This window comes from Methylobacterium sp. M6A4_1b, assembly GCF_053345175.1.
Genome location: NZ_JBKEZQ010000015.1, coordinates 14,642 through 26,446, shown reverse-complemented (window position 1 = coordinate 26,446; position 11,805 = coordinate 14,642). Strand labels below are relative to the sequence as shown.

10 protein-coding genes are annotated in these 11,805 nt (G+C 65.7%); 6 read left to right on the top strand and 4 right to left on the bottom strand.

Annotation, left to right across the window (positions count from 1 at the left end; all coding sequences use genetic code 11):
• Positions 1–182 precede the first annotated feature (182 nt).
• Entirely contained in the window at positions 183–1,526 is a 1,344-nt protein-coding gene (glmM, locus tag ACLBWX_RS15325; RefSeq protein ID WP_447677889.1) for a phosphoglucosamine mutase, read from the top strand.
• A 6-nt stretch (positions 1,527–1,532) separates the two neighbouring features.
• Here glmM and ACLBWX_RS15320 read toward each other — a convergent pair whose 3' ends face one another.
• Complete coding sequence (locus ACLBWX_RS15320) at positions 1,533–1,865, bottom strand: MmcQ/YjbR family DNA-binding protein (RefSeq protein ID WP_447677888.1); 333 nt, start codon at positions 1,863–1,865, stop codon at positions 1,533–1,535.
• Positions 1,866–2,095: 230 nt separating this feature from the next.
• Between ACLBWX_RS15320 and ACLBWX_RS15315 the strand changes: the two genes are divergently transcribed.
• From ACLBWX_RS15315 to ACLBWX_RS15305, 3 genes are all read left to right on the top strand, one after another.
• Complete coding sequence (locus ACLBWX_RS15315; RefSeq protein WP_447677887.1) at positions 2,096–2,977, top strand: outer membrane protein; 882 nt, start codon at positions 2,096–2,098, stop codon at positions 2,975–2,977.
• Positions 2,978–3,246: 269 nt separating this feature from the next.
• Positions 3,247–4,089, top strand: a complete 843-nt coding sequence (locus tag ACLBWX_RS15310) for an outer membrane protein (RefSeq protein WP_447677886.1) — start codon at positions 3,247–3,249, stop codon at positions 4,087–4,089.
• 146 nt (positions 4,090–4,235) lie between these two features.
• Positions 4,236–5,156: an outer membrane protein gene (locus ACLBWX_RS15305; protein WP_447677885.1), complete on the top strand. Its 921-nt coding sequence runs from the start codon at positions 4,236–4,238 to the stop codon at positions 5,154–5,156.
• Positions 5,157–5,482: 326 nt separating this feature from the next.
• Here ACLBWX_RS15305 and ACLBWX_RS15300 read toward each other — a convergent pair whose 3' ends face one another.
• Complete coding sequence (locus tag ACLBWX_RS15300) at positions 5,483–6,031, bottom strand: HNH endonuclease (RefSeq protein ID WP_056474240.1); 549 nt, start codon at positions 6,029–6,031, stop codon at positions 5,483–5,485.
• A 598-nt stretch (positions 6,032–6,629) separates the two neighbouring features.
• Between ACLBWX_RS15300 and ACLBWX_RS15295 the strand changes: the two genes are divergently transcribed.
• Both ACLBWX_RS15295 and ACLBWX_RS15290 read left to right on the top strand, forming a co-directional pair.
• Positions 6,630–9,320: a DUF3772 domain-containing protein gene (locus ACLBWX_RS15295; protein ID WP_447677884.1), complete on the top strand. Its 2,691-nt coding sequence runs from the start codon at positions 6,630–6,632 to the stop codon at positions 9,318–9,320.
• A gap of 23 nt (positions 9,321–9,343) precedes the next feature.
• On the top strand, positions 9,344–9,850 hold the full coding sequence (locus ACLBWX_RS15290) for a CAP domain-containing protein (protein WP_447677883.1): 507 nt from the start codon (positions 9,344–9,346) through the stop codon (positions 9,848–9,850).
• Between the two features lie 129 nt (positions 9,851–9,979).
• On the opposite strand, the gene ACLBWX_RS15285 is transcribed toward ACLBWX_RS15290, so the two are convergent.
• Positions 9,980–10,813 carry an OmpA/MotB family protein gene (locus tag ACLBWX_RS15285; protein WP_447677882.1) on the bottom strand — a complete coding sequence of 278 codons (834 nt, stop codon included), beginning with the start codon at positions 10,811–10,813 and terminating at the stop codon, positions 9,980–9,982.
• Between the two features lie 33 nt (positions 10,814–10,846).
• Positions 10,847–11,620 (bottom strand): motility protein A, encoded by a 774-nt coding sequence (locus ACLBWX_RS15280; protein WP_264046786.1) that lies wholly within the window; start codon positions 11,618–11,620, stop codon positions 10,847–10,849.
• Positions 11,621–11,805: the final 185 nt, after the last annotated feature.

Genomic DNA, 11,805 nt, shown 5'->3' with positions numbered 1-11,805 from the left:
TGTCAAGACCCTCCTAACGATACGACCGGTTTGTCCTGTCTATACGGGGTCCACATACTGGATCTTCAGGTTCGGGCGCGAACCTCGTTTCGAAGCATCATCATCGATGGCGAGCTGAAGGATGGCGTCTTGAGGCGAACTCAGCTCCCCACACCGAAAACAGAAGACGGGACGCGAAGATCATGTCGCGCAAGTATTTCGGCACGGACGGCATCCGGGGCCGGGCCAATGGCGTCATCACGCCGGAGCTCGCTCTCAAGGTCGGTCAGGCGGCAGGCCTGATCTTCCAGCGCGGCGACCATCGCCATCGTGTCGTGATCGGGAAGGATACGCGACTTTCCGGCTACATGATCGAGACTGCGCTGATTGCCGGCTTCACCTCGATGGGCATGGACGTGCTCCAGCTCGGGCCGATGCCAACGCCCGCGGTGGCGATGCTCACCCGTTCGATGCGCGCCGACATCGGCGTCATGATCTCGGCCTCGCACAACCCGTTCGAGGACAACGGCATCAAGCTGTTCGGGCCGGACGGTTTCAAGCTCAACGACGAGGTCGAGCGCGAGATCGAGGCCCTGATCGACGGCGAGCTGCACAGGCGCCTCGCGGGCCCGCGCGACCTCGGGCGCGCCAAACGCATCGAGAGCGTGCATGCCCGCTACATCGAGTTCGCAAAGCGCTCGCTCCCGCGCAACATTACCCTCGACGGCCTGCGCATCGTGGTGGACTGCGCCAACGGCGCAGCCTACCGCGTGGCGCCCGAGACGCTGTGGGAGCTCGGCGCCGAGGTGATCGCCATAGGCGTGGAGCCGGACGGCTTCAACATCAATCACGATGTGGGGTCGACCGCGCCGGCGGCCCTTGCCGCCAAGGTCCGGGAGTTGCGCGCTGATGTCGGCATCGCCCTGGACGGCGATGCCGACCGCGTCCTCATCATTGACGAGAAGGGACAATCCGTCGACGGCGACCAGCTCATGGCCGTGGTCGCCCGGTCGTGGAAGGAAGATGATCGCCTGACGCAACCGGGACTGGTCGCCACGATCATGTCCAATCTCGGCCTCGAACGCTTCCTCGGCGGCATCGGCCTGAACCTTGCCCGCACCGCCGTGGGTGATCGCTACGTGCTCGAATACATGCGGGAGCACGGCTACAATCTCGGCGGCGAGCAGTCGGGACACATCATCATGTCGGACTACGCGACCACCGGCGATGGCCTCGTGGCCGCCTTGCAGCTCCTCAGCGTAGTCAAGCGCCAGGAGCGGCCGGTGAGCGAGGTCTGCCACTGCTTCGAGCCGTTGCCGCAAGTCCTGAAGAACGTGCGCTACCGCTCCGGCGAGCCATTGAACGCCGACTCGGTCGTCACCGCCATCGCGCAGGCGCGCGAACGCCTGGGCAATTCCGGCCGCCTCGTGATCCGCCCGTCCGGTACCGAGACAGTGATCCGTGTCATGGCGGAAGGCGACGATCGGCGCCTCGTCACCGAAGTGGTGGACGACGTCGTGGATGCCGTGGCCAAGGCGGCGGCCTGAAGGGGATCAGAGACGGTCATAGGCTGCCGGCGCGACCTGCCGCCACGCGGCGAGGAGAGCGGCGAGCAACGTCGCCTCGTCGGCTTCCCAGAGATTGAGGCTCGTCCAACCCCGGCGTCCCCAGGCCCCCTCCACCGCCTCGAACAGGTTGGGACCGGCCTCGATCCAGGCTTCCTGTTGCACCCGTGACAGCCGCAGGACTACGCGCTCCTCGTCCACCCAGAGGGTGGCGAAGATCCGGCCCAGCACCCGAAAATCCGGATGGCCGCTATGCGCGCCCTCGACCACCTCCGGCAGGGCCGATGCGAGGCGGCGGACGTCCTCCGGTCTCACGCTCACGAGTGCCGCGCCTCCATTGTAACCAAGCAGCTCACAAGGATATCGCCCCCCTGAACCGCCCGGCAGTCCAGTGGAACCGATCAAGCAAAAAGGGATGGAGAGATGCCGTCAACGCTTCGGCAAGGATAAGATTTAACGTTAAACCCGATTTAACCCTTGCCGCCCATGGTGTCCTCGTCATCCCGCCGGCGTCTCGAGCTCCCGGCACACGGTCGATTGAAGGACATCCGATGCGCCGCACCAAGCTGACTGCCTTGGCGCGCTCGATCACGCTCATTGCGAGCGTGGCGGCGCCCTGCCTCGCCCAAGCGGCGGATCTGCTCCCGCCCCTGCCGCCCGAGCCGCTGCCTCCCCCGGTCGAGATCGGCGGCGGCTGGTACCTGCGCGGCGACGTCGGCGTTGGCGCGACCAGCGTTGGGGCCATCTCGACGGTTCTCAAGGGCTCGCTTCCCGACGGCTACCGCTACGACCAGAAGGCCGTCGAGGACAGCTTCTTCGCCGGCGGCGGCGTCGGCTACCAGTTCGGCAGCTACTTCCACGGCGACATCACTGCCGAGTACCGCGGCGGCAGCAAGTTTCGTTTCCAGGACAGCTTCGACACCACCTGCTTTGGCGGCGACGGCCCTTACGGCTGCAAGGGCGTGAACTCCTACAACGCCAACCTCTCGTCGGTCGTCGTGATGGCCAACGGCTACATCGACCTCGGCACTTGGTACGGCATCACGCCCTTCGTCGGCGGCGGCGTCGGCTCGGCCTTTCATCACCTGAGCGGCTTCAACGATTCCGGGTTCGGCGGTGCGACGGGCGGCTACGGTTATGCGCGCGACAAGAATACGACCAGCTTCGCATGGGCCGCGATGGCTGGTCTCGGCTACAGCGTGACCCCGAACCTCAAGCTGGAGATCGGGTACCGCTACATGAACCTCGGCCATGTCTCCTCGAACCCGGTGACCTGCATCAACGATCCAGGCTGCGGCGGCGCGGTGTACAAGATCAAGGAGATCACCTCCCACGACGTCCGGATCGGCATGCGCTGGCTGCTCGGTGGCGTCGTCGCCCCGGCAGTCGCCGAGTACCACCCCGAGCCGGCGCCGCTGGTTCGCAAGTACTGAGGACCCGTCCGCGGCCGGCGAGGGGACCTCTCCCCATCCCGAATGCGGAAGTCAGGATCGGACGCAGGAAACGGCCGGGATCGCGCAACAGCGCATCCCGGCCGTTCCCCGTATCAGGAACGAATTTCCGGCAGAGGAAAGAGCTTTGACGACAAAGCGTTAGGGTTAAGTCCTCTCTAACGGTTCCGGTGCAGGGTACAGGCAACGGCGACTCCCGGCGTATCCCTCGCGCTGGCGCCAGTCCGTATCCTCCAGCGTTCGAGAGCGTCATGGCCGTCTTGAAAACCAGCATCTTCACGGCCTTCGGACTGATCCTCGCCGGACAGGGCTGGGCGGTATCCGCCCGGGCGGCGGACCTCCTGCCTCCGCCTCCGCCGATCACGATCGGAGAAGGCTGGTACCTCCGCGTCGACGCCACGGTGAGCGACTACGCGCGGCCCCGGGATGCGACCCCGGCGCCGGCAGATGGGAGCCCGCTGGTTCCGCTCACGCGCATGAACCTCGAGACCGTGCCCGGCTATGGCGGCGGCATCGGCTACCGCATCAACAACTGGCTGCGCGTCGACGCGACGATCGATCAGCGCACCCCATCCCGCTACACCGCCTATTCGTCCGGCTCGGGGTTCGTCACCGGCTACAACGTCGAGGCCGGCCAGATCGACATTTTGACCGGGCTCGTGAACGTCTACGCCGATCTCGGGACGTGGTGGGGCCTGACCCCCTATATCGGCGGCGGCATCGGCTTCGCCGACAAGGGTTTCGGCAAAGCCTACACGCAGACGACCTGCATCGTGGATTCCTGTGACGGCAATGCGGGCACCGGCATCCGTGATGCGGTGCGGCGTCCGAGCCGGTCGGTCACCTCCCTGGCCTGGGCCCTCACCGGCGGCGTCTCCTACGAGATCGGGGGCGGCCTGAGCCTCGACACCAGCTACCGCTACGTCGATCTCGGCCGTGCGAAGACGGGGCTGGACGCCTTCGGCTTCGATTCGCGGCTGAAGGACCTCGCCTCGCACGAGGTCCGCGTCGGCCTGCGCTACAGCTTCGCGGGTGGCACGGGCCGTCTCGCCGGACTCCCGATCCCGAGTTTGAACCGCAACCCGTACGAGTAAACAAATAAGATTGGAACGTGGCTTCCTCTCAGCTTTCGTCCTTGCCTCAAACCGCCGCGCAACGGACCGTTAAGGTTACTCAAGTAAAAAGAAACTACAGGCCCAGCCATCTGACCCGTCGGGCTGGTACCTTGAGGACGACATCGATGCGTACCGTTACCCTCGCGCTCCTAGCCGGATTCACCCTCGGCGTGGTCGCGCCGGCCCACAGCGCCGACCTCGATTACGGTGTTTTGCGCGGCGCCGATTACGAGCCCGAGGTCCAGGTCATCGACTGGAACGGCGTCTATTTCGGTGGACACGGCGGCTATTCGTCTGCTTCTGCCGGTTTCAAGAATGCCTACACACCGCTGATCGCGAACGCGCTGAGGTATTCAACCGCAGAATCTGATTTTAATGCTTCAAGCATGCTTTCGTCGCGCGGCGGTGGCGCGGAAGGAGCAAGCTACGGAGCGTTCATCGGCTTCAACTATCAATTCGAAGAGTCAGTCATTGGTATCGAAGCAGACTATACGCGCTTTGATCGAACGGCATCGACACGGGACAGCATTGGCCGGTTCAAGGTCGGATCCGACGGCTACATGGAAACTGTTTCGTTGAACGGCGCGGCAGCGTCACGCATTGAGGACTACGGAACAATCCGCGCTCGCGGCGGCTACGCGATCGGAAACTTCCTTCCGTACGTCACCGGTGGTTTAGCAATCGGCCGTATTCACACCGACCAATCCGTCGCAATCCAATATTACGGCTACGACACGGTTGCCTACAAAGCAAATCAAGCGTTAACATCCGGCAAACCCATCGCAGTGAAAAACTACGGCTATACTGCGAACGGATTCGATCCGAATAATCCGGAAGCCGGCACGCCGACGACCAGAACGGTCCAAAACGCCAAGGCGAAGACGATGGGTGGATTCACGCTGGGTGCCGGTTTGGAATTCGCCCTCACGAGCAACATTCTCCTGCGTGCCGAATATCAATATGTGATGTTCAACGACTTCCAGCAAAGTGCAGCGAACCGCATCGCTATCAACACCGTGCGTGCCGGCGCGGCCGTAAAATTCTGAGAAGGCTTAAGCGGGTACTCGCACTCTCGGTCCAGGATCATTGGCGCGGCGAACATGCCGCCGCTCGGAGTTCGTCCATGCTTCGCCTCGTCCTCCTCACTGGCGCCGTGTCAATGCTCGTAGGCACCGGTCCAGTTCGAGCGGGCGGTGAGCCCGGACCACCCTATCGGCGTCCGCTCCTTCCGCCGCACATCGCCTACCGTGATCCGTCTTACGTCGCGCCGCTGCGGCCCGTGTTCCTCGCTCGGGTTCCGCGCGCACCCCGGTCCCTTGCGCTCCCGCTCTACAACGAGCCGCCGCCGCGCTTCCGGGTGCCCTGAATCGCTTCAGTTCTCGAGCTCGGTGTCCCAGTACAGATAGTCGAGCCAGGTGTGGTGATACTCCCGGTGGTCGAATTCCGGCTGTCGGCGGTGCAGTTCGTGCCGCGTCGGCCGGTGCGGCTCGTGAAGCAGCGGCATGTCTGCCTCAGCGGGCGTCCGGTTGGCCTTGCGCAGATTGCAGGGCGAGCAAGCCGCGACGACGTTCTCCCAACTCGACAGGCCGCCGCGGGACCTGGGCACCACGTGGTCGAAGGTCAGTCCGCCGGCCGGTAGCCGCAGACCGCAATACTGACACGAGAAGGTGTCGCGCAGGTAGATGTTGTAGCGTGTGAAGGCGGGGCTGCGCGCGAGGGTCACGTAGCTCTTCAAGGCGACGACGCTGGGCACCCGAAGGGACCGGGACGGGGACCGCGCCTCGACGTCGTAGCTGGCCACCAGGGTGACCCGGTCGAGGAACAGGGCCGTGAAGGCGTCCTTCCAGCACCAGAGGGACAGCGGATTGTAGGAGAGCGGCCGGTAATCCGCATTCAGAACGAGCGTTTGGAGATCCAGCATCGGCGCTACCCTCTCGACGGGTCAACGGAGGGACAACGCGCAGGGGTCGGCCGGCGCATCATCCCAGGTTGGTGAAAGATGGGACATCTCCGCATCCCGGGGCGTCGCTGCACGGACCAGAACGGGGTCGGGCATCGGCCTCCGAACGGGCGCCGGTGAGGCGCGGGAGAGGCGGACATTGGCCAAAAGCCGTCGCATCGGGCGGAAACGCCCGGTTCGTGGCGACGCTCATCGGCGCGGATGGTCGTCGCCACCTCCTCGCACGGGAACGAAAAGGCCAAGTCCATCGGGGCTTAGTCTAATATCAGCGTGACACGCTTGTGAAGGTCACCGGCGCTTTCCACGAGGTCGCGCCCACAGGCCTCGACCCGGCGGCTTCGAACGGCCCCCCGCAGCGCTGCGTTCGCTTCAAAACCGACGCGCCGTCAGCCTTTCGCCCCATTGCTCGGCGATGGGGCGGGACCCGGTCGCTCCCCGCCGTCCCGAGTCGCGCAGGTCCTCCCCGCGCCCTTCGGGCATGCGGGTTGCCAGTGGCCCGACGAGGCGAGGCGCGACGGCGCGCAAGGGCCGTGCAGCAGCGCGGCGCGAAAGGATCATCATGGGCGGTATCCCGAGAGGCCAGACGACCCGCGGCATCCGGAAAACGGCACTGATCGCCGCTTGGCTCGGCGCCCTCACTCTGGCTCCCGTGGGTGCGAGCGGGCAGGGCGCGCCCGCGGCACCGGCGCAGTCCGCACCGGCACCCGCGACGCAGCCCTCCCCGCCACAGGCCAAACCCGCCCCGAACGCGGCGCCGGCGGACGCCAAGGCGGCGAAGGCGCCGGCTCCGAAGCCGGTCGTGTCCGAGCAGATCCAGAACGTCCGCGATCAGCTCGACAGCGCCAAGGCCGATCTCGAGCAGCGCGAGAAGATCCTGACCGGACCGAATGTCGGCAGCGGCGACCTCACACGCGCCCGCGACGGTATCGAAGTCATCGCCGACAAGATCCGCCACGTGATCGACATCACCACGCCGCGCCTGGAGGCCGCCCGCGAGCGCCTGACCCAGCTCGGCCCGAAGCCGAAGGAGGGTGAGGAGGGCGAGGACGTGGCGCGCGAGCGGACCGAGCGCGAACACGCCGTCGCCGAGATCGACGAGACGCAGCGGCTGGCCAAGTCGCTCCTGGTCCAGAGCGACCAGATCGTCGATCAGGTCTCGAATCGCCGGCGGGCGGCCTTCACCCGCGGCCTGTTCGAGCGCTCGACCGCTCTCGTCAGCCCCGACCTGTGGATGCGGATCGCCGCCGACATTCCGCGCGACCTGCGCGCGCTGCAGGGCGCGGTTGAGGACACCGCGACCCTGTTCGCCCGCAACGGTACCATCGGCAACTTGCTGCTGCTCGGGATCGCCTTCGGCATCTCGATCGCCCTGTATTTCGGCCGGCGCAACATCGCCCCACGGCTCGGACGCCGCGACGCCAAGGCCGTCGACCCCTCGCAGCGCCGTAAACTGCTGGCGGCCTGGCGCGTCTTCCTCCTGGGCACCATCCCGGCCTTCATCGGCAGCTACGCAGTCTACTACGCCCTCGACGCAACCGACCTTTTGCCCCTGCGCCTCCTGCCGGTGGCTGGCGCCATCCTGGGCGGCCTCGCCTTCGTCGCCTTCGTGGAGGCGCTGGCCGACGCGCTGCTCTCGCCGGACAAGCCGTCCTGGCGGGTTACAACCATGAGCGACGCGGCCGCGGCGCGGGTGACGCGCCTGGCCGTCGGCATCGCGGTCGTCATCACGGTGGTCAAGTCGATCGAGGCCCTCAACTCGGGCATCTCGGCGGCGCTGCCCGTCTCGATCGCGACCCGGGGCATCGGCGCCCTCGCCACGGCGCTGATCCTGGCCATCGGCCTACACCGCTTCGCAGACACGGCCGAGCAGGAGGAGGCATGCTTCGGACCATACGTGGCGCCCGAGGCGACCACCGGCATCGGCGGTCCGGCGCGGCTGCTCGGCTGGGCGGCGGCGGTCGTCATCGCCATCGCTCCTCTCATCGGCTACGTCGCCTTCGCGGCCTTCGTCATCGATCAGCTCGTCTGGACGGCGGGCCTGTTCGTGCTGCTGTTCCTCCTGATCTCCAGCGCCGACACCTTCATCGGCGGCACCCTCGGCGACGACACCAAGATCGCGACTGCACTCCAGGCCAATACCGGTCTGCGCAAGCGCTCGATCAACCAGATCGCCGTGCTGGCGACCGGGCTCACGCGGGTGGTGCTGGTCCTCGTCGCCGCGCTCCTGGCTCTGGCCCCCTGGGGACTGGATTCGACGGATGTGTTCAGTTCGGTTCGCAGCGCCTTCTTCGGTTTCAAGGTCGGCGACGTCACGATCTCGCTCTCGACCATCGTGCTCGCCATCGGCCTCCTGCTCCTCGGCATGGCGGTGACGCGGGCGATCCAACGGTGGCTCGAACTGACCTACCTGCCGGCCACCGACCTCGATGCCGGTCTGCGCAATTCGATCTCGACCATCGCCGGCTATATCGGCTTCCTGCTCACTCTGGCGCTGGCCTTTTCCTATCTCGGCCTGAGCCTGGAGAAGCTCACCATCGTGGCCGGCGCCCTCTCGGTCGGTATCGGTTTCGGCCTGCAATCCATCGTCAACAACTTCGTCTCGGGCCTGTTGCTGCTCTGGGAGCGCCCGATCCGAGTCGGCGATCAGGTGCTGATCGGCGACAGCGAGGGCATCGTGAAGCGTATCTCCGTGCGCTCCACCGAGATCCAGACCTTCGACCGCTCAGCTGTGATCGTTCCGAACTCGAACCTGATCTCCGGAATCGTGAAGAACCGGGTGCGGGGCGACCGCACCGGCCGGGTCAGCATCACGGTCAGCGTCCTGCGCAATCAGGACCCGATCCACGCCGCCGAACTGCTGATGGGTTGCGCCCAGGCGCAGCCGGACGTGCTCAAGGAGCCTGGTCCCCGCGTGGTCTTCCGCAAGATCGGCGACCCGTTCCTGGAGTTCGAGCTGATCGTCATGATCGTCGACGTCAGCCTCAGCCTGAAAGTGCAGAACGATTTGAACCTTACGGTCTTTCAGACCTTGTCGAAGGCCGGAATGGTCCCGGACCTCGGACCGGGTTCCAGCGTGGTCACCGTGCAGGGCCTGGATTCCTTCCAGAGCGCCGTGGGACAGATTGCCAGCGCGTTTACGCAGCCGCAACGCTCCGGGGAGCAAGGCTCGCCGCACCGCGCCGAGGACCGGCTCGACGACGCCGAGCCGATGCGCTCGGCTGAGGCGGCCCGGCGACGCGCGGGAAGCTGACGCGGATGTGAGGAGATCGTGACTTGGGCCGGAGATCGCTAAGGCATGTCGGGACCAGCCTCACGGCCGGCGGTCTTCTGCTCATCACGGGCTGCGCCACTCCCGAGCCCGTCAATGCCACGCTGCCGAGCCTGTATTGGCCGATGACGGCACAGTCGGCGCAGGTGGATACGATGACCGCCCGCGACATGATCTCAGCCTATCGCGCTCGGAGCGGCGTCGGGGCTTTGCGCCTCGACCCCCAACTGCAGAAGCTTGCCGAGGCGGAAGCCGCCGCGATGGCCGCTGCCGACAAACCGAGCCGGGCTCAGACCGTGAAGAATGCGGTGGAACGCCTCGGCTTCGAGTCGCCCGAGGCCAATCTCTCGGCTGGCTACCACACCTTGGCCGAGGCCTTCTCGGGATGGCGCGACAGTCCGGCCCATAACGCCGCAATGTTGGCACCCGGCGCCCAGCGAATGGGAATCGCCACCGCCTACTCGCCCGGCTCGAAATACAAGGTCTATTGGGCACTGCTGCTGGCGAAGTAGCGCTCGCCGACTTGAAAATCTAAGCCCAGCTCAAGGCCTGCGCAGACTTTCGCGTCCAGCACCTGAAAAGTTGGACGGCCCGGCTAAATGCACGCCATCGCGGCCGACGGCGCATCAAGCCCGCGGCGCTCAGGGAAGGGTCTTCATCCGCGGCGTCGGGGAGGTTTCGCTGAGGAGCGTCACCGTCACCCGACGATTGGCGGGCAGGTAGGGGTTGTCCGGAAACAGTGGCTCGGTATCGGCCTTGCCGGCCACGGATGCGAAGCGGTCGTCGGGCACGCCGCTGCCGGCGAGGATCTCGCGCACACTGATCGCCCGGTTCGTCGAAAGCTCCCAAGGCGGCGCGGGCGGCCGTGTTCCGGGCCGGTCCGTAGCGGTGTAGCCGGTGATGGCAATGCGGTTCGGCATCTTGCGCAGGGTGAGAGCGATGCGCTCGAGGAGGCGCCGGGTCCGGGCATTGGGTCGGCTCGACCCATCGGGGAACATCGAGGCTCCATCCTGGTCGACGATGGACAGGTCGATCCCTCGCTGGGAGGGTGAGACGACGATGTTCTTCGACAGCTCGGCGATCTCCGGCATGTCCTGTAGCGCCTGGCGCAGGCTCGCGGCCGCGAGGCCGGCCCCGTCCGGATAACCCTTGTCGGGCATACCCTCGTCGACGTTGCCGTCGACGGCTGGCGGCGTGGTGTGGTCGGACGCACGTTCGGGAGGGACGTCGCGCCGGTACTTGACCTTATCGGCGTTCGGCAACCCGTCCTTCTCGATGATGCCGGCGAAACGCGATTCCTTGTTGACGCCGAAGGCGTCGCGCATGGAACCGGCAACCGCCTGCATTTTCTTCTGATCTTGGGTCGAATAGGCGGCGATCATCACGAAGAAGCTCATGAGCAGCGCCATCAGGTCGGCGAAGGTCACGAACCAGCCGTGGCCGCCATGCGCGCCGCCGCGCTTCTTCTTAGCCATGCGCGTCGCCGCGGCTGGTGCGGGTGCGTGCCATCACGCCGGCTCGGCAGCGAGTTCGTCGCGGTGGTTGTGCGGCAGGTAGGCGATGAGCATCTCGCGCACGAGGGACGAGCTCTTCGCGTCGCGGATGAGCAGGATACCGTCGATGATCAGCGAGCGCGAAACGTCCTCCTCTTCCAGCTTCACGTGGAGTTTGTCGGCCAGGGGCAGGGTGATCATGTTGGCGATGAGGGCGCCGTAAAGAGTGGCGAGAAGGGCGGTCGCCATGGCTGGGCCGAGCTTCGAGGGGTCCGACATGTTCGCAAACATCGTCACCATGCCCAGGATGGTGCCGATCATACCCCAGGCCGGGGCACAATCGCCGAAGGCGCGGTAGATCTTCGAGCCTTCGTCGAGGTGCATCAGAAAGTTGTCGCGGTCGCGCTCCATCGTGTCGCGGATGAACTCCCGGTCGTAGCCGTCGGCGATGTAACGAGCGCCTTGCGCCAGGAAAGGATCGGAAATCTCCATGTTCTCGAGCGCCATCGGACCGGATTTGCGCACGACGTCGGCGATCTTCGTGATCTCCTCGATGAGGTCGCGCGGCTTGATCGCGCGCATCGAAAAGGCATAGCGCAGGCCCATCGGGAGCCCGTGCATCATGGTCGAGAAGGGAAAGCGCATCATCGTGGCGGCGGTGGCGCCGCCGAAGATCACGATGACGGCGTGCTTGTCGAAATAGGCGGCGAAGTTGCCGCCATCGATCATGATCAGAGTGAAGACGACGCCGAAGCCGCCGACGAGGCCGATACCGGTTGCGAGATCCATGATCACTCGAGCCTGGGCGGCTGCCCGCATGCCGCGTTGGCGCCGCAGGACGAGGCGCCGTCCCCACGATTACGGAATCAGGTTGAACGAACCGTAAAAACCCTGGCCAAACGCTATGCGATCGCGTCATGCACCGTTCAGGGAGGTCCCGACATAAGGCACGGGACGCCAAGGGTTTGGCGGCC

Excerpts from the sequence above, each read along its gene's own strand:
- glmM (WP_447677889.1), top strand. The coding sequence starts at position 183 with ATGTCGCGCAAGTATTTCGGCACGGACGGCATCCGGGGCCGGGCCAAT.
- ACLBWX_RS15315 (WP_447677887.1), top strand. The coding sequence starts at position 2,096 with ATGCGCCGCACCAAGCTGACTGCCTTGGCGCGCTCGATCACGCTCATT.
- ACLBWX_RS15310 (WP_447677886.1), top strand. The coding sequence starts at position 3,247 with ATGGCCGTCTTGAAAACCAGCATCTTCACGGCCTTCGGACTGATCCTC.
- ACLBWX_RS15305 (WP_447677885.1), top strand. The coding sequence starts at position 4,236 with ATGCGTACCGTTACCCTCGCGCTCCTAGCCGGATTCACCCTCGGCGTG.
- ACLBWX_RS15300 (WP_056474240.1), bottom strand. The coding sequence starts at position 6,031 with ATGCTGGATCTCCAAACGCTCGTTCTGAATGCGGATTACCGGCCGCTC.
- ACLBWX_RS15295 (WP_447677884.1), top strand. The coding sequence starts at position 6,630 with ATGGGCGGTATCCCGAGAGGCCAGACGACCCGCGGCATCCGGAAAACG.
- ACLBWX_RS15285 (WP_447677882.1), bottom strand. The coding sequence starts at position 10,813 with ATGGCTAAGAAGAAGCGCGGCGGCGCGCATGGCGGCCACGGCTGGTTC.
- ACLBWX_RS15280 (WP_264046786.1), bottom strand. The coding sequence starts at position 11,620 with ATGGATCTCGCAACCGGTATCGGCCTCGTCGGCGGCTTCGGCGTCGTC.